This is a genomic window from Rhizobium sp. P43 (genome assembly GCF_056730705.1).
The window spans coordinates 1,978,912-2,003,081 of record NZ_CM161539.1 but is presented as its reverse complement, the minus strand read 5'-3'; the positions used below and the strand labels follow the sequence as shown (position 1 = coordinate 2,003,081).

General features: G+C 61.6%; 20 protein-coding genes, 3 tRNA genes and 1 riboswitch. Of the genes, 21 read left to right on the top strand and 2 right to left on the bottom strand.

The window, feature by feature from the left end:
• Positions 1-64 precede the first annotated feature (64 nt).
• The 5 genes from clpX (at position 65) to AC1PUL_RS09995 (ending at position 8,315) form a co-directional block, all read left to right on the top strand.
• Complete coding sequence (gene clpX / locus AC1PUL_RS10015; protein WP_006727556.1) at positions 65-1,342, top strand: ATP-dependent Clp protease ATP-binding subunit ClpX; 1,278 nt, start codon at positions 65-67, stop codon at positions 1,340-1,342.
• Between the two features lie 442 nt (positions 1,343-1,784).
• Positions 1,785-4,202, top strand: a complete 2,418-nt coding sequence (gene lon / locus AC1PUL_RS10010; protein ID WP_298462380.1) for an endopeptidase La — start codon at positions 1,785-1,787, stop codon at positions 4,200-4,202.
• A 206-nt stretch (positions 4,203-4,408) separates the two neighbouring features.
• Entirely contained in the window at positions 4,409-4,684 is a 276-nt protein-coding gene (gene hupB, locus AC1PUL_RS10005) for a DNA-binding protein HupB (protein WP_099057464.1), read from the top strand.
• A gap of 141 nt (positions 4,685-4,825) precedes the next feature.
• A riboswitch (FMN riboswitch) is annotated at positions 4,826-4,981 on the top strand.
• Between the two features lie 134 nt (positions 4,982-5,115).
• On the top strand, positions 5,116-6,018 hold the full coding sequence (locus AC1PUL_RS10000; protein WP_480468171.1) for a DMT family transporter: 903 nt from the start codon (positions 5,116-5,118) through the stop codon (positions 6,016-6,018).
• 98 nt (positions 6,019-6,116) lie between these two features.
• Positions 6,117-8,315 (top strand): esterase-like activity of phytase family protein, encoded by a 2,199-nt coding sequence (locus AC1PUL_RS09995; RefSeq protein WP_480468169.1) that lies wholly within the window; start codon positions 6,117-6,119, stop codon positions 8,313-8,315.
• A gap of 79 nt (positions 8,316-8,394) precedes the next feature.
• Here the strand turns inward: AC1PUL_RS09995 and AC1PUL_RS09990 are convergent, their stop codons facing one another.
• The gene (locus AC1PUL_RS09990) at positions 8,395-9,381 is read right to left on the bottom strand and encodes an aldo/keto reductase (protein ID WP_480468168.1); all 987 of its coding nucleotides are present in this window, start codon (positions 9,379-9,381) and stop codon (positions 8,395-8,397) included.
• 140 nt (positions 9,382-9,521) lie between these two features.
• Here AC1PUL_RS09990 and AC1PUL_RS09985 point away from each other — a divergent pair, with 140 nt between their 5' ends.
• The 6 genes from AC1PUL_RS09985 (at position 9,522) to AC1PUL_RS09960 (ending at position 16,546) form a co-directional block, all read left to right on the top strand.
• Complete coding sequence (locus AC1PUL_RS09985) at positions 9,522-9,686, top strand: DUF2256 domain-containing protein (protein WP_166602110.1); 165 nt, start codon at positions 9,522-9,524, stop codon at positions 9,684-9,686.
• A gap of 32 nt (positions 9,687-9,718) precedes the next feature.
• A complete protein-coding gene (locus AC1PUL_RS09980) occupies positions 9,719-11,038 on the top strand; it encodes an MFS transporter (RefSeq protein WP_480468165.1) in 1,320 nt (439 codons plus the stop codon).
• Positions 11,039-11,172: 134 nt separating this feature from the next.
• A complete protein-coding gene (locus AC1PUL_RS09975; protein ID WP_480468164.1) occupies positions 11,173-12,582 on the top strand; it encodes a UDP-glucose dehydrogenase family protein in 1,410 nt (469 codons plus the stop codon).
• Positions 12,583-12,698: 116 nt separating this feature from the next.
• Positions 12,699-13,430, top strand: a complete 732-nt coding sequence (locus AC1PUL_RS09970; RefSeq protein WP_480468551.1) for a GntR family transcriptional regulator — start codon at positions 12,699-12,701, stop codon at positions 13,428-13,430.
• 94 nt (positions 13,431-13,524) lie between these two features.
• A complete protein-coding gene (locus AC1PUL_RS09965) occupies positions 13,525-14,427 on the top strand; it encodes a dihydrodipicolinate synthase family protein (protein ID WP_480468162.1) in 903 nt (300 codons plus the stop codon).
• A 211-nt stretch (positions 14,428-14,638) separates the two neighbouring features.
• A complete protein-coding gene (locus AC1PUL_RS09960; protein WP_480468161.1) occupies positions 14,639-16,546 on the top strand; it encodes a CASTOR/POLLUX-related putative ion channel in 1,908 nt (635 codons plus the stop codon).
• Positions 16,547-16,970: 424 nt separating this feature from the next.
• Here AC1PUL_RS09960 and AC1PUL_RS09955 read toward each other — a convergent pair.
• Positions 16,971-17,046: transfer RNA gene (locus tag AC1PUL_RS09955), tRNA-Val, on the bottom strand.
• A gap of 336 nt (positions 17,047-17,382) precedes the next feature.
• Between AC1PUL_RS09955 and AC1PUL_RS09950 the strand changes: the two genes are divergently transcribed.
• The 10 genes from AC1PUL_RS09950 (at position 17,383) to AC1PUL_RS09905 (ending at position 24,074) form a co-directional block, all read left to right on the top strand.
• Positions 17,383-17,459, top strand: a tRNA-Asp gene (locus AC1PUL_RS09950).
• Positions 17,460-17,522: 63 nt separating this feature from the next.
• A tRNA-Asp gene (locus AC1PUL_RS09945) sits at positions 17,523-17,599 on the top strand.
• A 266-nt stretch (positions 17,600-17,865) separates the two neighbouring features.
• Positions 17,866-18,231 carry an NADH-quinone oxidoreductase subunit A gene (locus tag AC1PUL_RS09940; RefSeq protein ID WP_069043838.1) on the top strand — a complete coding sequence of 122 codons (366 nt, stop codon included), beginning with the start codon at positions 17,866-17,868 and terminating at the stop codon, positions 18,229-18,231.
• Positions 18,222-18,803, top strand: a complete 582-nt coding sequence (locus tag AC1PUL_RS09935; protein ID WP_113459393.1) for a NuoB/complex I 20 kDa subunit family protein — start codon at positions 18,222-18,224, stop codon at positions 18,801-18,803. The genes AC1PUL_RS09940 and AC1PUL_RS09935 overlap by 10 nt, the downstream gene beginning before the upstream one ends.
• An 18-nt stretch (positions 18,804-18,821) precedes the next feature.
• A complete protein-coding gene (locus AC1PUL_RS09930; RefSeq protein ID WP_298462408.1) occupies positions 18,822-19,424 on the top strand; it encodes an NADH-quinone oxidoreductase subunit C in 603 nt (200 codons plus the stop codon).
• Between the two features lie 17 nt (positions 19,425-19,441).
• On the top strand, positions 19,442-20,632 hold the full coding sequence (locus AC1PUL_RS09925) for an NADH-quinone oxidoreductase subunit D (protein WP_480468160.1): 1,191 nt from the start codon (positions 19,442-19,444) through the stop codon (positions 20,630-20,632).
• On the top strand, positions 20,632-20,874 hold the full coding sequence (locus AC1PUL_RS09920) for a hypothetical protein (RefSeq protein WP_298462413.1): 243 nt from the start codon (positions 20,632-20,634) through the stop codon (positions 20,872-20,874). The genes AC1PUL_RS09925 and AC1PUL_RS09920 overlap by 1 nt, the downstream gene beginning before the upstream one ends.
• 18 nt (positions 20,875-20,892) lie before the next feature.
• Positions 20,893-22,011, top strand: a complete 1,119-nt coding sequence (locus AC1PUL_RS09915) for an NADH-quinone oxidoreductase subunit E (RefSeq protein ID WP_480468157.1) — start codon at positions 20,893-20,895, stop codon at positions 22,009-22,011.
• 11 nt (positions 22,012-22,022) lie between these two features.
• On the top strand, positions 22,023-23,327 hold the full coding sequence (nuoF, locus tag AC1PUL_RS09910) for an NADH-quinone oxidoreductase subunit NuoF (RefSeq protein WP_298462419.1): 1,305 nt from the start codon (positions 22,023-22,025) through the stop codon (positions 23,325-23,327).
• A gap of 12 nt (positions 23,328-23,339) precedes the next feature.
• On the top strand, positions 23,340-24,074 hold the full coding sequence (locus tag AC1PUL_RS09905) for a 5' DNA nuclease (protein ID WP_480468155.1): 735 nt from the start codon (positions 23,340-23,342) through the stop codon (positions 24,072-24,074).
• Positions 24,075-24,170 lie beyond the last annotated feature (96 nt).

The window sequence follows — 24,170 nt, the reverse complement described above, 5'->3', positions numbered from 1 at the left end:
CGGACAGTGTGAGTGACCGCCCTGCCGTGACTGCGGTGGCGCGGCGTGCTGGAAGGATAAAGACATGAGCAAAGTCAGCGGAAGCAACGGCGGTGACTCCAAGAATACCCTTTATTGTTCCTTCTGCGGCAAGAGCCAGCACGAGGTCCGCAAACTGATTGCCGGACCGACGGTGTTCATCTGCGATGAATGCGTCGAACTCTGCATGGACATCATCCGCGAAGAGAACAAATCTTCGATGGTCAAGTCTCGCGACGGCGTTCCCACGCCGCAGGACATCATCAAGATCCTCGACGAATACGTCATCGGCCAGAAGCAGGCGAAGAAGATCCTGTCGGTGGCCGTGCACAACCATTACAAGCGTCTGTCGCATGCCTCGAAGGGCGGCGACGTGGAGCTGGCGAAGTCGAACATCATGCTTGTCGGTCCGACCGGCTGCGGCAAGACCTATCTTGCCCAGACGCTGGCCCGCATCATCGACGTGCCCTTCACCATGGCCGACGCCACGACGCTCACCGAAGCCGGTTATGTCGGTGAAGACGTTGAAAACATCATCCTGAAGCTGCTCCAGGCTGCCGACTACAATGTCGAGCGCGCCCAGCGCGGCATCGTCTACATCGACGAAGTCGACAAGATCTCCCGCAAGTCGGACAATCCGTCGATCACCCGCGACGTGTCGGGCGAGGGCGTCCAGCAGGCACTGCTGAAGATCATGGAAGGCACGGTGGCATCGGTCCCGCCGCAGGGCGGCCGCAAGCATCCGCAGCAGGAATTCCTGCAGGTCGATACGACGAACATCCTGTTCATCTGCGGTGGGGCTTTTGCCGGCCTCGACAAGATCATCTCTGCCCGTGGCGAGAAGACGTCGATCGGCTTCGGTGCAACCGTGAAGGCAGAAGACGATCGCCGCGTCGGCGAAGTCCTGCGCGAGCTGGAGCCGGAAGATCTGGTGAAGTTCGGCCTCATCCCGGAATTCATCGGTCGTCTGCCGGTTCTGGCAACGCTTGAGGACCTCGATGAGGATGCCCTCATCCAGATCCTGTCGGAGCCGAAGAACGCGCTCGTCAAGCAGTACCAGCGCCTGTTCGAGATGGAAGACGTCGAACTGACCTTCCACGAGGACGCATTGCGCGAGATCGCCCGTAAGGCGATCACCCGCAAGACCGGTGCCCGCGGCCTGCGCTCGATCATGGAAAAGATCCTGCTCGACACGATGTTCGAGCTGCCGGAACTGGAAGGCGTTCGCGAAGTCGTCATCTCCGACGATGTCGTCAACGGCAATTCCCGCCCGCTGTACATCTATGCCGACCGTCAGGAAGAGAAGGCCAACGCTTCGGCCTGATCAAGGGCGCAGGACTGACCGATTTCGAACCCGCCCCTGTGGCGGGTTCTTTCGTTTCGCATCTGTGAGTATCGACGGAAGAAGACATTTTTGCTGTCAACTGCTGTTGTCAGGGCTGTCGATTGGGCTAGAAATAGAGGCAGTGAAAGCGCCTCGTGTTCTGCGTCGCTTCGACCGCGTATCCCGTGTCCCCGATCCCCATGCGAATGACGAGCGCCAACCGGGCGACGAAGTGACGCGCATGGTTCGCATCAGGTCCGGTGGCTACTGGTAAAAGCGGTAAGCTTTGTCATGCTGGTGTCACAGATTCGGCGCCCCACAGGGCGGCAGGCTTGAATTGACGACTTCGCTACTCCACTTGTTGGAGGAGCAAGAAATATGCCTGACGCCTCTTTTGGGTCGGCATGGAGTCCCGGTGACGGGACGTTGGAAAGGAAGTGAAATGACGAATTCGTCTGCAGCAAACGAGGTGAACACCTATCCGGTGCTTCCTCTGCGCGACATCGTGGTGTTCCCCCACATGATCGTCCCGCTGTTCGTCGGCCGTGAGAAGTCCATTCGCGCTCTGGAAGAGGTGATGGGCTCCGACAAGCAGATCATGCTCGCCACGCAGATCAATGCCAGTGACGACGATCCGGCACCCAATGCCATTTACGAAGTTGGCACAGTCGCAAACGTCCTGCAGCTCCTGAAGCTGCCCGACGGCACCGTGAAGGTGCTGATCGAAGGCCGCGCCCGCGCCAAGGTCGAAAGCTATACCGGCCGCGAGGACTATTACGAAGCCAAGGCCCGCATTCTTGCCGAACCGGCAGAGGACGCGGTGGAGATCGAGGCTCTGTCCCGCTCGGTGGTTTCCGAGTTCGAAAACTACGTCAAGCTGAACAAGAAGATCTCTCCCGAGGTCGTCGGCGCCGCGAGCCAGATCGAGGATTACTCGAAGCTCGCCGATACCGTTGCCTCGCATCTCTCCATCAAGATCACCGAAAAGCAGGAAATGCTGGAAACGGTGAGCGTCAAGACGCGTCTTGAAAAGGCGCTCGGCTTCATGGAAGGCGAGATCTCGGTTCTCCAGGTCGAAAAGCGCATCCGCTCGCGCGTCAAGCGCCAGATGGAGAAGACCCAGCGCGAGTATTACCTCAACGAACAGATGAAGGCGATCCAGAAGGAACTCGGCGACGGCGAAGACGGCCGTGACGAGATGGCCGAACTGGAAGAGCGCATCGCCAAGACCAAGCTTTCCAAGGAAGCCAAGGAAAAGGCCGATGCCGAGCTGAAGAAGCTGCGCCACATGAGCCCGATGTCGGCGGAAGCCACCGTCGTGCGCAACTATCTCGACTGGCTGCTGGGTCTGCCCTGGGGCAAGAAGTCGAAGGTCAAGATCGACCTGAACGCCGCTGAAAAGACCCTCGACGAGGATCATTTCGGCCTCGACAAGGTCAAGGAGCGCATCGTCGAATATCTCGCCGTCCAGGCACGTGCGACGAAGCTCAAAGGTCCGATCCTCTGCCTCGTCGGCCCTCCGGGCGTCGGCAAGACCTCGCTCGCCAAGTCGATCGCCAAGGCGACCGGCCGCGAATACGTGCGCATGGCGCTCGGTGGCGTGCGCGACGAAGCCGAAATCCGCGGTCACCGCCGCACCTATATCGGCTCGATGCCCGGCAAGATCGTGCAGTCGATGAAGAAGGCCAAGAAGTCCAACCCGCTCTTCCTGCTCGATGAAATCGACAAGATGGGCATGGACTTCCGTGGCGATCCGTCTTCGGCTCTCTTGGAGGTGCTGGATCCCGAACAGAACTCGACATTCATGGACCACTATCTCGAAGTGGAATATGACCTGTCGAACGTCATGTTCGTCACGACCGCCAACACGCTGAACATCCCGGGTCCGCTGATGGACCGCATGGAGATCATCCGGATCGCCGGCTACACCGAGGATGAGAAGCTCGAAATCGCCAAGCGGCACCTGATGCCGAAGGCGATCAAGGAACACGCCCTGCGTCCGGAGGAATTCTCCGTATCCGACAAGGCGATCCTGGCGGTCATCCAGCAGTATACCCGCGAAGCCGGTGTCCGCTCCTTCGAGCGCGAACTGATGAAGCTCGCCCGCAAGGCCGTGACCGAGATCATCAAGGGCAAGGTCAAGTCGGTTGAAGTGACCGAGAAAAACATTGCCGATTATCTCGGCGTCCCGCGCTTCCGCCATGGCGAAGCCGAGGGCGAGGATCAGGTCGGTGTCGTCACCGGTCTCGCCTGGACTGAGGTCGGCGGCGAACTGCTGACGATCGAAGGCGTCATGATGCCCGGCAAGGGCCGCATGACGGTGACCGGCAACCTGAAGGACGTGATGAAGGAATCGATTTCGGCGGCGGCATCCTATGTCCGCAGCAGAGCCGTCGATTTCGGCGTCGAGCCGCCGCGCTTCGACAAGTCCGACATCCACGTCCACGTGCCGGAAGGTGCAACGCCGAAGGATGGACCGTCCGCGGGTATCGCCATGGCAACGGCCATCGTCTCGATCATGACCGGCATCCCGGTTTCCAAGGATGTAGCGATGACGGGCGAAGTCACGCTGCGTGGCCGCGTCCTGCCGATCGGCGGCCTCAAGGAAAAGCTGCTTGCAGCACTCCGTGGCGGCATCAAGAAGGTTCTGATTCCGGAAGAGAACGCCAAGGACCTGGCGGACATTCCGGACAACGTGAAGAACAACATGGAGATCATTCCTGTGTCCCGCATGGGCGAGGTGATCCGTCATGCGCTGGTTCGCGTGCCTGAACCGATTGAATGGGACGGAACCGTCGAAACGCCGGCCATCGGCGTTGTCGAAGGGGTCGATGATTCAGGCGCTACGGTCGCTCACTGAGGCAGTTTTGCCATAAGTGAGCCACAAAGCTCCAAAACCGACAAAAAGGCTGGCATTTTTGCCAGCCTTTTTTGTGAAAACTCCCTTAAACGGCTTGTTTTCCGGGCCTTTCGGGTGCTTTTGAGTTGCGAAGGGCAGAAGCAATCGTATTCTCCGCCCGACTTGAACTTTTGAGTCGTTTCATACCAATCAGAAAGGGTGGAAACATGAACAAGAACGAACTCGTATCCGCGGTCGCCGAGAAGGCTGGCCTGACCAAGGCTGACGCGGCCTCTGCCGTCGACGCCGTTTTTGAAACGGTTCAGGCTGAACTGAAGAACGGCGGCGACGTTCGCCTCGCCGGCTTTGGCGCCTTCACCGTTGCCCGTCGCGAAGCCTCCAAGGGCCGCAACCCGTCCACCGGCGCTGAAGTCGATATCCCGGCTCGCAACGTTCCGAAGTTCACGGCCGGTAAGGGCCTGAAGGACGCTGTCAACAGCTGATCCGTCGTGACCGTCGCCACCCTTCGGTGCCGATGGTCAGCTGACACCCTGGTTAGCCCGGCCTCTGTGCCGGGCTTTCTTTTTGCCCGTCTTGCGCTGCAGCATGAGCTGTCATATTTCTGTGAAGCCGGATTGTCCGGCATTCGTTCTCAGGGCGGGGTGAAATTCCCCACCGGCGGTAAAGGAGGAAACTCCAAGCCCGCGAGCGCCTGGCCTTCCTGAAGGGGAGGGGCAGGGTCAGCAGATCCGGTGTAAATCCGGAGCCGACGGTTAAAGTCCGGATGAAAGAGAATGAGGTCAGGTGGCGCTCTCCCTCCGTGTCATGCGGATGGCCAGGGCGTTGCTGCGCAGCTCCGTGCCCGTCCGGGCGCGGTTTTCGTCGTCCTCATCTGTCCTGATTTGTGTTGGTCCTTTGGAAAAGGAAACATGACATGAATCAGAGCTCCGTTTCGGTTCTGCGTTCCCGGGCCTTTCTCGGCGCCGGTTTTATGGTGTTGGCAGGCGCTGCCTTCGCCGCGCTTAACGTCGTCACCCAGTGGCTCGCCATGACGCTCGGCTTCCCGCCGGCTTCAACGGCCTTCTGGCAATATGGCTTCGCCCTCGTTCTCTCCCTGCCGCTGCTTGTTAGGCTTGGTTTGAAGGCGATGAAGACGGCCTATCCGGTCCGCCACATCCTGCGCGTCCTGCTGGCCGCCTTCGGTGTGCAGGCCTGGGTGATGGGGCTTGCAACCGTGCCCATCTGGCAGGCGATTGCGCTTGTCATGACGTCACCCTTCTTCATCATCATCGGCGCACGTCTCTTCCTCGGCGAGACTGTCGGCCGTGACCGTTGGCTCGCCACGCTGACCGGCTTCATCGGTGCGATGATCATCCTGCAGCCCTGGTCCGACAGCTTCACGCTCGCGGCCCTGCTGCCGGTACTCTCCGCGCTGCTTTGGGGCGGTTCTTCGCTGATCATGAAGAACCTCACCCACTATGAAGCACCCGAAACCGTCACCGTCTGGCTGCTGGTGCTACTGACGCCGATCAACTTCGGCCTTGCCGCAGCCTCGGGCTTTGCGGTTCCCGAAGGTCTGGCGCTCTGGCTGCTTCTCGCTGCCGGTCTGTTGACGGCAATCGGGCAATATCTGCTGACGCTCGCCTACAACGCCGCCGATGCAGCCTATGTGCAGCCCTTTGATGACCTGAAGCTGCCGCTCAACGTCTTCGCCGGCTGGCTGGTCTTCGGTTATGCGCCGAGCGGTTACCTCTGGCTGGGCGCTCTTCTGATCCTCGGTGCTTCGCTCTTCCTGATGCTGCGCGAGGCGGGCAAGGAAGCCTCGTCGGCGTCCTGATCGGATGATTCGTGGGATCGACGTCGAACTGTCATCCGACTGTCACCGGACTGCCCCAAAAACCTCTTGTTCCATTTCTGGATACTGGAGGTTTCCCGATGACCCATGGTCTCTCCCGCGTCGCCCTGACGGCGGCGCTCTTTGCATCCGTGGCCCTGCCGGCCGCTGCCGAACAGGTCTTCAATCGCATTGCCACATTCCCCGTCGCCGCAAACCTGCCGTCTGACAAGGACAAGCTTTCCACCACCTCGGCCGAAATCGTCACCGCCTCGGAAGACGGCAATACGCTGATCTATTCCGACAGCCCGCTCGGCGGCATCGGCTTCATCGACATCACCGACGCCAAGGCTCCGAAGGCTGCCGGCGCCCTGATGATGGACGGCGAACCGACTTCGGTCGCGGTCGCCGGATCCAAGGTTCTGGTCGGCGTCAACACGTCGGAAAGCAAGGACAAGCCTTCGGGCAAGCTCGCCGTCGTCGACATCGCCTCCAAGGCAATCGACGCGACCTGCGATATCGGTGGTCAGCCTGATTCCGTTGCTGTCGCCAAGGACGGCTCTTTCGTCGCGATCGCCATCGAGAACGAGCGCGACGAAGACGTCAATGACGGCGCCCTGCCGCAGATGCCGGCGGGTGATCTCGTGATCGTGTCATTGAAGGATGGCGTTGCCGATTGCGGCACCACCAAGCGCGTTGCTTTGACCGGTCTCGCCGACGTTGCCCCTGATGATCCGGAGCCGGAATTCGTTGCGATCAACAGCCTTGGCGAAATCGCCGTCACGCTGCAGGAAAACAACCACATCGTCATCATCGACGGCAAGACCGGTGAGGTGAAGGCGCACTTCTCCGCAGGCACCGTCGACCTCACCGGCATCGATACCAAGTCGGACGGCGCTCTGAAGTTTACCGGCAACAAGGAAGGTGTCCTGCGCGAGCCTGACGCGGTGAAGTGGCTCGGTGACGATCGTCTCGTTGTCGCCAATGAAGGCGACTGGAACGGCGGCTCGCGCAGCTTCACCATCTTCGACAAGACCGGAAAGGTGGCCTACGAATCGGGTGCTTCGCTGGAAATGGCGATCGCCCAGATCGGGCACTTCCCCGACAAGCGCGCCCGCTCCAAGGGCATCGAGCCGGAAGGCCTGGAAGCTGCCGCCTTCGGCGACCAGACCTATTTCTTCGTCTTGTCCGAGCGGTCCTCGATCGTCGGCGTCTACAAGGACATCGGTGCCGAGCCTGAACTGACCCAGCTCCTGCCGTCCGGCGTTTCGCCGGAAGGTGCGGTCGCGATCCCCTCGCGCAACCTTTTGGTCACCGCAAACGAAGTCGATCTCGGCGAAGACGGCGGCCCGCGTTCGCATGTGATGCTTTACGAACTGGCCGAGGGCACGCCCGCCTATCCGATGATCCAGTCGGCCATGGTCGATGGCGCACCGATCGGCTGGGGTGCTCTGTCGGGCCTCGTCGGCGACGCCGAAAAGGCAGGCACGCTCTATGCGGTCAACGACAGCTTCTACGGCATGCAGCCGTCGATCTTCACGATCGATGCGACGCAAAAGCCGGCTTTCATCACCTCGGCTCTGCCGATCACCCGCGCCGGTGCCGCAGCCCAGAAGCTCGATATCGAAGGCATCACGCTGGATGGCAAGGGCGGCTTCTGGCTGGCTTCTGAAGGCGATCCCGCGAAGCTCGTCGGCCATGGCCTCTACCACGTCGATGCCAAGGGCGAGATCAAGGCCGAGATCGGCTTCCCCGCTGAACTGCTCGCCGGCCAGACCCGCTTCGGCCTGGAAGGCATCACCGCAATTGGTTCGGGCGACGACATGACGCTCTGGATGGCTGTTCAGCGCGAATGGGGCGATGACGAGAAGGGCTCGGTGAAGCTCCTCTCCTACAACCCGAAGTCCAAGGAATGGGGCGCCGTTCGCTATCCGCTGGAAGCCGCTGATGAAGGTTGGGTCGGCCTGTCGGAAATCACCGCCCATGGCGATCACGTCTTTATCGTCGAGCGCGACAACCAGGTCGGCGACAATGCCAAGCTGAAGAAGCTCTACCGCGTCGCCATCGCCGACCTGAAGCCTGCCAAGATTGGCGAGGCACTGCCGACCGTCGTCAAGCAAGAGGTCCATGACTTCATCCCGGATCTCAAGGCCGCCACCAATGGCTACGTCGTCGACAAGCTCGAAGGCTTTGCCTTCGACGCCTCGGGCAAGGCTTTCGCCGTGACCGACAATGACGGCGTGGATGATTCGTCTGGCGAGACCCTGTTCTGGGAAGTGAACCTGCAGGGCACCAACTGATCGAAAGATCAGGCCACCTGAAACAACAGAGGCCGGGTGATCGCTCACCCGGCCTCTTTCATCAGTGGATTCGACGCGTTTACCAGCGATGGTGCACATGCGGCGCGATCAGCCGCTCGTAGACCTCCCGCGATGCCTCCATGACATCCGAGGAAAGTGCTTCCAGATCAGACGCCGCAGCATTGGCCTTCGCCTGCTCGCCATTGCGGGCGCCCGGGATAACGACCGTGACGGCCTCATGCATCAGGATCCAGCGGAGTGCGAACTGCGCCATGGAGGCACCTTCCGGCACCAGCTTGCGCACTTCTTCGACAGCCGCAAGACCCGTCTCGAAGGGAACGCCGGCAAAGGTCTCGCCGACATCGAAGGCTTCGCCATTGCGGTTGAAGTTGCGATGATCTTCGGCCGCAAACTGCGTCGCCGCCGTGATCTTGCCGGACAACAGTCCGCTTGCCAGAGGTACACGCGCGATGACGGCGACGTTGCGGCGCTTGGCTTCCTGGAAGAAGAGGCCAGCCGGGCGCTGGCGGAACATGTTGAAGATGATCTGCACCGAGACGACACCCGGATATTCGATCGCCTTCAGCGCTTCCTCGACCTTTTCGACCGACACGCCGTAGTGCTTGATCTTCCCGGCCTTGCGGATTTCTTCCAGCCCCTCGAACATCTCCTGGCGGTAGTAGACCTCGGTCGGCGGGCAGTGCAGCTGCACAAGATCGAGGCTGTCGATTTCGAGGTTCTTCAGTGAGCGGTCGATGAAAGCCTCGATATTCGCCTTGGTGTAACCATCCGCCACATGCGGGTTGAGCCTGCGACCGGCCTTGGACGCCACCATCGGTCGCTTGCCGCCGCGCGCCTTCAGCACCTCGGCAATGATCTTTTCCGACCGACCGTCGCCATAGACGTCAGCGGTATCGATGAAGGTCATGCCGGCATCGAGGGCCGTATTGAGCGCTGCCCTACCGTCTGCCTCGGAAACCTCGCCCCAGGATCCGCCGATCTGCCAGGCGCCGAAGCCGATATCGCTGACGGTGAATTCCGTCCGGCCGAAGGAATGTTCTCGCATCGTGATGTCTCTCCCGTGATTGCGGTTTCGAGCTAGCAAGTGGGGCAGGGGGTGGCAAGCTTCAACCGCTCTGATCGCTTCAAGTGATCCACTGTCCCGGTCGATGCGAAATGGGAGGTGAAATCAGCCGAGAACCTCGCATGCCCAAAATGATCCGCAAGGGCGATCTGCCCCAGAAGACCTGTCCCGTCTGCCGCAAACCCTTCGCCTGGCGCAAGAAATGGGAGCGGGACTGGGAGAATGTGATCTACTGCTCGGAGCGCTGCCGCCGGACCGGCAAAACCGGAAGCGCCGCCAAACCGTAGACCTCTTCAGACAGTTCAGTGATCGGATCTCCATGACAGACCAGGCCCCGCCATCGTCGCGCCTTGCCTTCTATGCGCTCCCGGCGATCCCGCTCGCGGCCATCGCGCTGCCCTTCTACATCGTGGTGCCGTCCTTCTATGCCGATCATTTCGCTCTGTCCTTGGCGACGATTGGCACGCTCCTGCTCGGCATCCGCCTGATCGATGCGATCACCGACCCGCTGTTCGGCTGGCTGTCCGACCGTGTCCGGTCGCGCTACGGCCGCCGTCGCTTCTTTTTCCTCATCTCGACGCCGCTGACGGCACTCGCCGCCTTCATGCTCTTCTGGCCGCCACAGGACGCGGGCGTCGGCTACCTCGCCTTCTGGGGCGTAACGCTCTCGATCGGCGCCACATGGTCGCTTCTGCCCTACACCGCCTGGGGTGCCGAACTGGCGACCGGCTACCAGGCGCGGGTGAAGCTTTCGGCCTGGCGGGAAGGTGCGACTCTGATTGGCTCGCTGATCGCCATCACGTTGCCGTTCGTCGGCGGGCTGGACACGGCCGTCGGATTCCACGGCCTGGCCTGGATTGCCGTCTTCATCGCCGTCGCACTTCCTCTGGCGGGGCTGCTGGCCGTCTGGGCGGTGCCGGAGCCGACGGATCTGTCCCAGAGAAAGCTCTCTTTGCGCGAGGGCTTCCAGCATCTGAAGGCAAATGGTCCCTTCCTGCGGCTTGCCTCCGCCTTCCTGCTCAACAGCTTTGCCAACGCTATCCCCGCCTCGCTCTTCATCTATTTCGTCGGCCAGCGATTGGACGCGCCCGCCATGCAGGGGCCGCTGCTCTTCACCTATTTCCTCTGCGCCATCGCCGGCGTGCCACTCGCGGTCGCTACCGCCAAACGCCTCGGCAAGCACCGCGCCTGGTGCTTCGCCATGATTCTCGCCTGCGCGGTATTCTCGGTCGCCGGTTTTCTCGGCGAGGGCGATGTCTTCGCCTTCACGATCGTCTGCATCGTCACCGGCCTGCTGCTCGGCTTCGATCTCACCCTTCCGCCTGCCATCCAGGCCGATGTCATCGACAACGACACCGTCTCCTCAGGTGAACAGCGCTCCGGCCTCTACTTCGCCGCCTGGAGCTTCATCACCAAGCTTGCCGTGGCACTGTCCGCCGGTGTCGTCTTCCCTCTGCTCGGTCTCGCCGGCTTTGTCGGCGACCAGACGGCCACCCAGACCCCTGAGGCACTGACGGCACTCACCGCGCTCTACGCCTTCCTGCCCATCCTGCCCAAGCTCGCGGCCATTGCCCTCATGTGGAATTTCTCGCTCGACGAGGCAGAGCATCGCAGGCTGCGCGAGAGCCTGACAGCCTGAAAAAGTGCCGATTCGTCCTCGATCGGTCCACGTCTAAATGCATGCACCATCGTGCCTGTCATCGGGACGTCGTGTGTTTCAGCAAATGTGACGCCGTTGAGTTCAAGCGCGATTCTCTGCGGGAAGGGTCACGGATGCGCATTGTCATGATCGGTTCGGGATATGTGGGGCTTGTGTCCGGAGCCTGCCTCTCAGCGCTTGGCCACGACGTCGTCTGCGTCGACAAGAACCTCGACAAGATCCACGCGCTCGAGGCCGGCCAGGTGCCGATTTACGAGCCCGGCCTGGAGATGATCATCGCCGAGAACCGCGCCGCCGGTCGCCTGCGCTTCTCGGGCAATCTCGCGGGGCCCGTCGCGGCGGCCGATGCGGTCTTCATCGCGGTGGGAACACCCTCCCGCCTCGTGGATGGTCACGCCGACCTCAGCCATGTCTATGCCGCAGCCCGCGAAATCGCCGCTGCCGCCAGCGGCTTCACCGTCGTGGTCACGAAGTCGACGGTCCCCGTCGGCACGGGCGACGAGATCGAGCGCATCTTCCGCGAAGAATTCCCGCAAAAGGACCTGACGGTCGTCTCCAATCCCGAATTCTTAAGGGAAGGGGCCGCGATTGCCGATTTCCGCCGCCCGGACCGGATCGTGGTCGGTTCCGATGACGAGCGCTCCACCGATGTGATGCGCGACATCTACGAAGCGCTCGACCTGAAGGAGACGCCTCTCTATTTCTGTGAGCGTCGCACCGCCGAGCTTATCAAATACGCCTCCAACGCCTTTCTGGCGATGAAGATCACCTTCATCAACGAGATGGCGGACCTGTGCGAGGAGCTCGGCGCCGACGTGCAGAAGGTGGCCAGGGGCATGGGCATGGATCGCCGCATTGGCGACAAGTTCCTCCAGGCCGGCCCAGGATTCGGCGGCTCGTGTTTCCCCAAGGACACGCTCGCCCTCGTCAAGACAGCCCAGGACTACGACCGCCCTCTGAAACTGGTCGAAACCACCGTCGCCATCAACGAGGCCCGGAAGCGCGCCATGGGCCGCAGGGTGATCAATGCCTGCGACGGCAGCGTGCTCGGCAAGAAGATCGGCGTGCTTGGCCTGACCTTCAAACCCAATACAGACGACATGCGGGAAGCGCCCTCGATTGCCATCGTCCGCACTCTTCTCGATGGTGGCGCCGATGTCCGTGTCTATGACCCCGCCGGCATGGATGCCGCTCGATCGGTGCTGGGCGCGGTGAAATATCGCCTCAATGCCTATGAAGCGGCCGAGGGCGCCGATGCCATCGTTCTAGTGACCGAATGGGACCAGTTCCGCTCGCTCGATCTGCCAAGGCTTCGGCAGGCCATGAAGACCCCCGTGGTCGTCGATCTGCGCAACGTCTTCGACGAGGACGAGATGACGCGCCACGGCTTCTCACTGGTACCCCTCGGCAAGCGTCCCCGCTCGGCCTATCCCGCCCGCACGCTCCTGCATGCGGTGCCACCGGAACTGGCCTGGAACCCGCTTCTGTGGAACGACGAGGCGCCGCAGGGGCAGCTCGCCTGATCGTCTCGGCCCGGGGCGTGAGCGAGACCGTCGCCCATCGCCGCCCTTGACTTTGCCCGCCGTTCGCCGCTGTGCTGCAGGTGAGACGAGAGCTGCACGCAGGAAGACGCATGGGCATGGACGACGGAACGGGCGCCGAGACTGAGAACTCGAAAGGCGAGGGGCAGCGCGCTCGGGGCTCCGGCACCGAATCGGTCTACAAGGCGCTGCGCCACGAGATCCTGACCATGGAGCGCGCCCCCGGCAGCCCGCTGGATGAGACGCGCCTTTCCGAACATTTCGGCATGTCCCGCACCCCGATTCGCGAGGCGCTGTTGCGTTTGACGTCGGAGGGTCTGGTCACCAGCCTGCCGAACCGCAACACCATCGTCGCGGTCATCGATTTCTCCGGCCTGCCCACCTATTTCGAAGCGCTTTGCCTCATGTATCGCGTCACGACCCGCGGTGCCGCCCAGCGTGCCGGCGATGCCTGGATGGCGGAGATCACAAGGCACCAGCAAGCCTTTTCCCGCGCCGTGGAGGCGCAGGACGCCTTCGCCATGATCGAGGCGAACAGAGAATTTCATGTCGCGATCGCCGAAAGGGCGGGCAATCCCTATTACACCGCCTTCTTCGCCCGCCTGCTCGACGAGGGTCGCCGCATCCTAAGGCTCTACTATTCCACCTTCGATGATCGACTGCCCCGTCGCTATGTCGAGGAGCACGAGAAGATCATCGAGGCGATCCGGGCAGGGGATGTGGAAGAGGCCGACAGGCTGTCGGTCGCCCATGCCGACCAGATCGTCCGCCAGATCCAGGACTACGTCGCCCGCAACATCAAGGCCGCTGCCGAACTGCCCGATCCCTGACCGGGACGGCTCGATCAGAGCGCGCTTACATATGCCCCTTGCGTTTGTCGACAAACTGTATACTGTAAGCTCACCTCATAAATAGGAGCTTCCCATGACCACCGGCTGGCACGGCGTTTTCCCCGCCGCAACGACTCAATTCCATGAAGATCTCTCGGTCGACATCGACGCCACCCAGCGCGTGCTCGACGCCCTCGTCAATGACGGCGTCCACGGCCTGATCGTCATGGGCACCTGCGGCGAGAACAATTCGCTCGACCCGGAAGAAAAGCGCACCATCCTGAAGGCCGCCGTCGAGGTGGTGAATGGCCGCGTGCCGGTCGTGACAGGCGTGTCGGAATTCGACACCCGCCGCGCCGCCGCTTACGCCCGTGATGCCGAAAAGATCGGCGCCGATGGCCTGATGGTTCTCCCGGCCATGGTCTATGTGCCCAAACCCCATGAACTGGTTGCGCACTTCAAGACGGTGGCCGAAGCAACCGGCTTGCCGATCATGCTCTACAACAACCCGCCCGCCTACCGCGTCAACATCGGCGCGGAAGTGCTGGAAGCGCTCGACGGTGTGAAGAACATCAAGGCGGTTAAGGAAAGCGCGCCCGATCCGCGCCGCTTCACCGATCTGATCAACGCCTTCGGGGAACGCTACGACATCTTCGCCGGCCTCGACGACGTGGCGCTCGAAGGCCTGATGCTCGGCGCCAAGGGCTGGGTCTCCGGCCTTACCAGCGCCTTCCCGGCTGAATCGGTGGCCCTGGTGGCTGCCGCCGACCGTGGCGACTGGATGGAAGCCCGCCGCATCTACCGCTGGTTCATGCCGCTTCTGCATCTCGATGCCGAACACGACCTCGTCCAGTCGATCAAGCTCGCCGAGCAGATCATGGGCCGCGGCTCCGAGCGCGTCCGCATGCCGCGCGTGCCGCTTCAGGGCGCCCGCCGTGCTGAGGTGACGGCCATGGTCGAACAGGCTGCTCAGACCCGGCCGATCGGCGGCAAGTAACGGTCAAAAACGCCTCTTGCATGAAGGGCCCGCAGCCGAAAGGTTGCGGGCCCTTTTCATCGAATGGGGCCTCAGATCACGTCAATTGACGTTTTGCTCACGCGGGCGTGACTTTTTCAGGGTCGATCGGCGCGTAAGCCGTCATTCCCATTGATTCTTAGTGAACCTCCTGCGAATTCAGGGGCTTCCGAAGTCATCAATGGTTCAAAATATGACGAATAAGACAAGTGCAGGCTGGCGCGCGCGGTTGCGCTATGAGTTCGACAAGAGCATGGCCGGGGGCGCGATCGCGCTCATCGGCTGGCTCGCTCTCATCTCCCTGGTGGTCATCACGCTGGCCGGCGCCTTCCTCGCCGTCACCGGCATCGCGCCTGAGGGTGGCGAGCCCGTGAGTTTCATCGAAGGCACCTGGGAATCCCTGATGCGCACCTTTGATGCCGGCACCATGGGCGGCGACCAGGGCTGGGGCTTCCGTCTGGTGGCGCTGGTGGTGACGCTCGCCGGTATCTTCGTCTTCTCTGCCTTGATCGGTGTCATCAGCTCGGGCCTGGAAAACAAGCTCGACGAGTTGCGCAAGGGCCGCTCCCGCGTGCTCGAAAGCGACCACACGATCATCCTCAACTGGTCGACCTCGATCTTCGACGTCATTTCCGAACTCGTAATCGCCAATCAGAGCCGCCACCGTCCGCGAATCGTCATCATGGCGAACAGGGACAAGGTCGAGATGGAAGAGGAGATTGCCGACAAGGTGGGCGATCTGAAGAACACCAAGATCATCTGCCGCAGCGGCGACCCGACCGATCTCTTCGACCTGGCGATCGTCAACCCGCATACCTCCCGCTCGATCATCGTCCTCTCGCCCGAGGGCGAGGACCCGGATTCGCAGGTCATCAAGTCGGTTCTCGCCCTGGTCAACGACCCGCAGCGCCGTCCCGAGCCCTACATGATTGCGGCCGAGATTCGCGACGCTCAAAACACCGAAGTCGCACGTATCGTCGGTGGCAAGGAACTGCAGCTGGTTCTGGCTGATGACCTGATCTCCCGGATCGTGGTCCATACCAGCCGCCAGTCTGGTCTTTCGGCTGTCTACACCGAGCTCCTCGATTTCGACGGCTGCGAGATCTACACGCTTCCCCAGCCGGCACTCGAGGGCAAACCCTTCGGCGCGGCCGTCATGTCCTACGAGACGAGCACGCTGATCGGCATCTGCGATGCGGAGGGGCAGATCCACCTCAACCCGTCGCCGAATCGCGTCATCGCGCCCGGCGAGCGTCTGGTCATCATCGCCGAGGACGACGCCTCCATCCAGACCTGGACCGGCGCTCCGCAGATTGCCCAGAACGCTATCCTTCAGCCCGCACCGCAGCCTGTGAAGGCCGAGCGCACCCTGATCCTTGGCTGGAACCGTCGTGGTCCGATCATAGCCACGGAACTCGGTCGCTACGTCGCCCCTGGATCAGTCCTGACAGTTGCCGCCAATACGCCGGAATTCGAGGCCGATATCGCGGCACTTTCGCTGCCGAACGACAATATGGCCGTGTCCCATTCCGTCATCGACACGAGCAGCCGGTCGGCGCTGGAGGCGCTCAATATTCCCTCCTATGACCACGTTCTCGTTCTGGGTTACAGCGACCATATGTCGATGCAGTCGGCCGACACGCGCACGCTGATCACGCTGCTTCATCTGCGCAAGATTGCCGAAAGCGCGGGAATCCACATCAATGTTGTGAGCGAGATGACCGATGTCCGCAATCGCGAGCTTGCCGAGGTGACACGGGCCGACGATTTCGTCGTCAGCAACAAGCTGGTCAGCTTGATGCTCGCCCAGGCCTCCGAAAACGAGTTCATGGCAGCCATCTTCGACGAGTTGCTGGATGTCGAGGGCTCGGAGATCTACATGCGTCCGGTGAGCGACTACGTCGACATCTCCAAGCCTGTGAACTTCTTCACCGTCGCACTCTCGGCGCTCCGCCGGGGAGAAATCGCCATCGGCCACCGGCGCCAGCGGGCAGGGGAGGCAGACGAACGCAATCTCGGCGGCGTCACCGTCAATCCGAACCGTTCGGAAATGCTGGCCTATACCGACAAGGACATGGTGATCGTGCTCGCGCAGGAGTAATACCAAATCTCGATGATATGAACCCATAGGATCGGCTCGATCGTCCCTTCTGGCGAGGAGAGGTCCGAAGGACGATGCTTGCGCATCGGTCGAGGAACTCGACGACGCCAGAAGGGACGAGAAGCCGACCGAAGGTGGCTTATGGCAGGCCTCTGGCGTTGTTACGCCGCTTGGTCGATGCGACAGCATCGCCCGGCGCACCGCGCCTAGCCAGCGACCTGCCATAAGCCATCCTATAGGTTCCTATCATCGAGACTTGGTATAAGGGCGAAGCGAGGCCGACGAAGCGTTGGTTAACCCGAAACACAAAGACGGGCGGATCCGAAAGGCTCCGCCCGTTTGACGTTGAGCCAGAGGCGAAAACACAAAAGCTACCGCTTCAGCCATGAGGCCGCCGCGTGTTACGTCAAATTTTGAGAATGAATGGTGGGCGATGAGAGACTCGAACTCCCGACATCTTCGGTGTAAACGAAGCGCTCTACCAACTGAGCTAATCGCCCGTGCGCCTTGCGGATCATGTCCGCCGCGTCGGTGGCCGTGATCTATGCGGATCGCGGAAAATCTGCAAGAGCGTTTGTGCAGATTTTTTGTTTTTTTGTCATGAGCGGTTCTTCGCCATGTGGAAAAGCCAACAGTTTCCTTGTTTTCCGGCTGCGGCGCGTTGTCGCGAGCAAGACGTGCCGGAAGGGGTCAGCGGAGGGGTGTGGGAAAAAATCGGACGGTCACGGTTTTGTCTTAGATGCTGCTTGACACCTCCGGATGAACCCCGTAGAGAGCCGCTCATCGAACGGCAAGCCGCTCGACGGGGGTCGCCTTGAGCCCCGATTTGGAAATGCGCGGGTGTAGCTCAGTCGGTTAGAGTGCCGGCCTGTCACGCCGGAGGTCGCGGGTTCGAGCCCCGTCACTCGCGCCATTCCAGGCTTTCTCAGGGCATGCTGCTCAGGCAGCGAAGACATGGGGTTTCCCCATGAAATGCGCGGGTGTAGCTCAGTCGGTTAGAGTGCCGGCCTGTCACGCCGGAGGTCGCGGGTTCGAGCCCCGTCACTCGCGCCACTTCTTCTTTTCTCATCCTCATCAAACGAATTCCCGCGCCGCGTCTGCGGTCGTGATTGCTGTGTCTTTTTGCACTGCACGCGCGATTGCGCGAGACAGGCATTTTACCCGCTGGTAAGGTGCTGTCCGGTATCGGGTGAAAAGGCTTTGGTTGGACTTGCGCTGGGTGGCTGCCTGCGCTAACCACGGCGCGTTGCAACTCTCTTTACGGCTTGTCGCCTCCGCCCTAGATGCCTCATGGCATGCGAGACAAGCAGGGTGATATGATGACTGATCTGCTCAGTTCTTACCTTCCGATCGCCATCTTTATCGGCATATCCTTGATCATCGGTATCGCGCTCCTGGTGGCGCCGTTTGCCGTGGCCTACAAGGCGCCCGATTCGGAGAAGCTGTCGGCCTACGAGTGCGGCTTCAACGCCTTCGATGATGCGCGCATGAAGTTCGACATCCGCTTTTATCTGGTGTCGATCCTGTTCATCATCTTCGACCTCGAAGTCGCCTTCCTGTTCCCCTGGGCAGTCTCTTTCGGCGAGATCGGCTGGTTCGGCTTCTGGTCGATGATGGTTTTCCTCGGTGTTCTCACCGTCGGCTTTATCTATGAATGGAAGAAGGGGGCGCTCGAATGGGAGTGATCCAGTCCAACACCACGCTGGTGGCACCACAGGCAAAGGGCATCATCGATCCCAACACCGGCAAGCCAATCGGCAGCGACGACGCCTTCTTCGGCGAGATCAACAACGAGCTCGCCGACAAGGGCTTTCTGGTCACCTCGACCGACGAGCTGATCAACTGGGCCCGTACCGGCTCGCTGATGTGGATGACCTTCGGTCTGGCCTGCTGCGCAGTCGAAATGATGCAGCTCTCCATGCCGCGTTACGACGCCGAGCGCTTCGGCTTTGCGCCGCGCGCCAGTCCGCGCCAGTCTGACGTCATGATCGTCGCCGGCACGCTGACCAACAAGATGGCGCCCGCACTCCGCAAGGTCTATGACCAGATGCCGGAACCGCGTTACGTCATCTCGATGGGCTCCTGTGCCAATGGCGGCGGCTACTACCATTATTCCTATTCCGTCGTGCGCGGCTGCGATCGCGTCGTGCCGGTCGATATCTACGTGCCGGGCTGTCCCCCCACGGCAGAAGCTCTGCTGTATGGCGTGATGCTCCTGCAGAAGAAGATCCGGCGCACGGGCACGATCGAGCGGTAAGGCGAAGGGACTGAAAACATGAGTGAAGCCCTGAACGAGCTCGCTTCCTACCTCGCAGAGGTGCGCGGTGCGTTGATCGCCTCGAGCGAGATCCGCTTCGGCGAACTGACCCTGACGGCGAAGTCGGAAAACCTGATCCCGCTCCTGACCTTCCTGCGTGACGACGTCCAGTGCGGCTTCGTCAACCTGATCGACATCTGCGGGGTAGACTATCCGAAGCGCGAAGACCGCTTCGACGTGGTCTACCACCTGCTGTCGCCGCGTCAGAACCTGCGCATCCGCATCAAGGTCGCGACCGGCGAGTTCAAGCCGGTTCCGTCGGCCTGCCAGGTTTTTCCCGGCGCCGACTGGTTCGAGCGCGAAGCCTGGGACATGTACGGCATCCTGTTCACCGATCACCCGGACCTGCGCCGCATCCTCACCGACTACGGTTTCGAGGGCCATCCGCTGCGCAAGGACTTCCCGACGACAGGCTTCGTCGAGGTTCGCTATGACGACTCGGCCAAGCGCGTCGTCTACGAGCCTGTCGAACTGAAGCAGGAATTCCGCAATTTCGACTTCCTCTCGCCTTGGGAAGGCACGGACTACGTGCTGCCTGGCGATGAAAAAGCGGCCAAGTGAGCGGAAGGGCAGGTACCATGACCGAGCATAATGTTCGCAACTTCAACATCAACTTCGGCCCGCAGCACCCGGCGGCACACGGCGTTCTTCGCCTTGTGCTCGAGCTTGACGGTGAAATCGTCGAGCGCGTCGATCCGCATATCGGCCTGCTGCATCGCGGCACCGAGAAGCTGATCGAGACGAAGACCTATCTGCAGGCGCTGCCCTATTTCGATCGCCTCGACTATGTCGCGCCTATGAACCAGGAGCATGCCTATTCGCTGGCCGTCGAGAAGCTCCTTGACATCCAGATCCCGATCCGTGGGCAGCTAATCCGCGTTCTCTACTCGGAAATCGGCCGTATACTCTCGCATCTCCTCAACGTCACGACGCAGGCCATGGACGTCGGCGCGCTGACGCCGCCGCTCTGGGGCTTCGAAGAGCGCGAAAAGCTTATGGTGTTCTACGAGCGCGCCTGCGGTGCGCGCATGCACGCCGCCTATTTCCGTCCAGGTGGCATCCACCAGGATCTGCCACACCAGTTGGTCGAGGATATCGGCAAGTGGTGTGACCAGTTCCCGGAAAAGCTCGACGACATCGACGATCTGCTCACCGGCAACCGCATCTTCAAGCAGCGTAACGTCGATATCGGCGTTGTCAGCTTGGATGATTGCTGGGCCTGGGGCTTCTCCGGCGTCATGGTCCGTGGCTCGGGCGCTGCCTGGGACCTGCGCAAGTCGCAGCCTTACGAGTGCTATGCCGATCTCGACTTCGACATCATGGTCGGCAAGAACGGTGACTGCTACGACCGTTACCTGATCCGCATGTTCGAAATGCGCGAGTCGGTGAAGATCATGAAGCAGTGCGTCAACCGCCTGCTGGGCGATGCCAAGACCGGTCCGGTGTCGTCGCTGGACGGCAAGGTCGTTCCGCCGAAGCGCGGCGAGATGAAGCGTTCGATGGAAGGCCTGATCCACCACTTCAAGCTTTACACCGAAGGCTATCACGTGCCGGCCGGCGAGGTTTACGCCGCTGTCGAAGCCCCCAAGGGCGAGTTCGGCGTCTTCCTCGTGTCCGACGGCACCAACAAGCCGTACCGCTGCAAGATCCGCGCCCCGGGTTATGCGCATCTGCAGGCCATGGATTTCCTGTGCCGCGGCCACCAGCTGGCCGACGTCTCGGCGATCCTCGGCTCGCTCGACATCGTGTTTGGAGAAGTTGACCGTTGATGCTGAGAGCCCTCGCCGCAGCGCTGATCTGTCTCGGAGCCACCCAGGCGGTGGCCCAGGAAGAAAGCACTGTATCGTCGAGGACAACGGTGTCCATGGCTCAACTGATCCAGGATGGATACGAGATCAAGAGCTCCAGCTGGACCGGCTCGAAGCTCTTCGTATTCCTTCAAAAAGACAATTCGGCCTATGCCTGCGAATTCGCCAATGTGACGAATACGCGGTGTGGTTCCATAAACTGAGACAAGGCGTGAGGAAGTATGTCCGTTCGTCGACTAGCCGAAGAGCAATTCCAGCCGGCAGGCTTTTCCTTCAATGCGGAAAATGCCGCCTGGGCTGAGGCCACCATCCGCAAATATCCGGCGGGCCGCCAGCAATCGGCTGTGATCCCGCTTCTGATGCGGGCGCAGGAGCAGGAAGGCTGGGTCACCAAGGCTGCGATCGAGTATGTCGCTGAAAAGCTCGACATGCCCTATATCCGCGTCCTGGAAGTCGCGACCTTCTACACCCAGTTCCAGCTGAAGCCGGTCGGCACCCGCGCCCATATCCAGGTCTGCGGTACGACGCCCTGCATGCTGCGCGGCGCCGAAGATCTGATCCATGTCTGCAAGTCGAAGATCCATCCGGAGCCCTTCGAGCGCAATGCGGACGGCACGCTCTCCTGGGAAGAGGTCGAGTGTCAGGGCGCCTGCGTCAACGCGCCGATGGTGATGATCTTCAAGGACAGCTATGAAGACCTGTCGCCGATCCAGCTTGAGCACATCATCGATCGTTTCGCCTCGGGCAAGGGCTCCGATATCAAGCCGGGTCCGCAGATCGATCGCATCTATTCGGCACCGGTCGGTGGCCCGACGACGCTCACCGACGACATCCAGCCGATCCGCTTCAGTGATGCACCGGCGCCGGCAAAGGCCGCCGAGGCTTCCGTGCCCCCGGCAAACGCTGCAAAGCCGGTGACGGATGCGCCGGAAACGGACAAGTCGCTGAAGACCCCGGCCACTGCCAAGAAGGCGGCTGCCGAAAACGTAAAGCAGAAGGGCGACACCGCCGATACGGCACGCCCGGTTGAAAAGGCTGCGGCGCCGGCTCCCGTCATGGACGAAAAGAACCGTCCGGCGGGCATCGAACGCCCGGAAACGCCTGACGATCTGAAGATGATCTCCGGCGTTGGTCCGAAGATTGAAGCGACGCTGAATGGACTTGGCATCTACAAGTTCGATCAGATCGCCAAGTGGAAGAAGGCAGAACGCGAGTGGGTCGACACCTATCTCAAGTTCTCCGGCCGCATCGAGCGGGACGACTGGGTCAAGCAGGCCAAGGCGCTCGCCAAGGGTGGCGAAGCGGAATACATCAAGGTCTTCGGCAAGAAGCCGCGCTGAGAGGTTAGGTTATGTTGAGAGATCAGGATCGCATCTTTACCAATATCTACGGCCTCAAGGACAAGTCCCTGAAGGGCGCCATGAGCCGTGGCCACTGGGACGGCACCAAGCAAATCCTCGAAAAGGGCCGGGACTGGATCATCAACGAGATGAAGGCCTCCGGCCTTCGCGGTCGCGGCGGCGCAGGCTTCCCCACCGGTCTCAAGTGGTCCTTCATGCCGAAGGAATCGGATGGCCGTCCGCACTACCTCGTCGTCAATGCGGATGAGTCGGAACCCGGCACCTGCAAGGACCGCGAGATCATGCGCCATGATCCGCACACCCTGATCGAAGGCTGCGTCATCGCCTCCTTCGCCATGGGCGCGCATCATGCCTTCATCTATGTCCGCGGCGAGTTCATGCGCGAGCGCGAAGCCCTGCAGGCCGCGATCGACGAGTGCTACGATTACGGTCTGCTCGGCAAGAACAACAAGCTCGGCTACGACATCGACATCGTCGTGCATCACGGCGCCGGCGCCTATATCTGCGGTGAAGAAACCGCACTGCTCGAAAGCCTTGAGGGCAAGAAGGGCCAGCCGCGCCTGAAGCCGCCATTCCCGGCCAATATGGGTCTCTACGGCTGCCCGACGACCGTCAACAACGTCGAATCGATCGCTGTTGCTCCGACCATCCTGCGTCGCGGTGCGTCCTGGTATGCAAGCTTTGGCCGCCCGAACAACGCCGGCACCAAGCTGTTTTCGATCTCCGGCCACGTCAATAAGCCGTGCACGGTCGAAGAAGCCATGTCGATCACCTTCCAGGAGCTGATCGAGAAGCACTGTGGCGGCATCCGCGGCGGCTGGGACAACCTGCTCGCCGTCATCCCGGGTGGTTCCTCGGTACCTTGCGTGCCGGGCGCCCAGATGAAGGACGCGATCATGGACTATGACGGTCTGCGCGAGCTGGGCTCCGGCCTCGGCACCGCCGCCGTCATCGTCATGGACAAGTCGACCGACATCGTGAAGGCGATCTGGCGCCTCTCGGCCTTCTACAAGCACGAGAGCTGCGGCCAGTGCACGCCGTGCCGCGAAGGCACCGGCTGGATGATGCGCGTCATGGAGCGCATGGTGAAGGGCAATGCCCAGAAGCGTGAAATCGACATGCTCTTCCAGGTGACGAAGCAGGTCGAAGGCCACACGATCTGTGCGCTGGGTGATGCGGCCGCATGGCCGATCCAGGGCCTGATCAAGCATTTCCGTCCGGAGATGGAAAAGCGCATCGACCAGTACACCCGCAACGCGATCGCCCATGGGGTGGTCATGGAAGCGGCAGAATAAGGGACGACGGGGATGACAGGCTCTTCGGACAAGGGCGGGAAGAAGGGGCCGGACGAACCGGCATCCGACGCTCGCGGTCCAGAAGGCCTCGATGACCTGATGACCAACCCGGCGGCCGCCCTGGCCGCCGCCACCGCTTTCGGCTTCGGCATGGCGGCGCAGATGAGCAAGCTCTTCCTCGGCTCCATCCAGGGCGCCATGGAAGTGACCGGCCAGATCGCCCGACAGCTGGAAGAGGAGCGCAAGGCGGCGGAGGCCAAGCCGGCAGCCGAACCGGAGGTCAAGGCGCCGGTCGTGAAGGTTGAACCCGCGCCGGCCCCGGCGAAGGTCAAGTCGGAAAAGCAGGCTGCGCCGAAGGCGAAGGCTGCAACCCCGGCAAAGCCGGTGGTCGCCAAGGCTGAAAAGCCGAAGCCGGTACCGAAGGCCAAGGCGGTGGAAAAGCCGGCAGTGGCCCCGAAGGTGAAGGCGAAGCTTGAACCCAAGGTCGAGGTCGCCGCTCCGGCACCGAAGCCGAAGAAGGCAGGCGGCAAGGCCGATGATCTGAAGAGGATCGATGGCATCGGGCCGAAGGTCGAACAGGTTCTGAAGGGCAGGGGGATCACCCGCTTCAAGGATCTGGCTGAGATGGACGAGACGGCGCTGAACGCGCTGGACACGGAATTGGGTCTCGACGGCCGCGTGCTGCGAGACGACTGGGCAGGCCAGGCGCGCAGTTTGGTGGGCGGCAAGGCTCGGTCAGGAAAGTGAGACTATGGTCCGGCCGCGCGGGGGCGATGCGCCGGGCTTGAAGGATAAAACCGGCAGCCTTCATCCGGTGCGGACGAGGGCTGTCAGTCGCGGCAG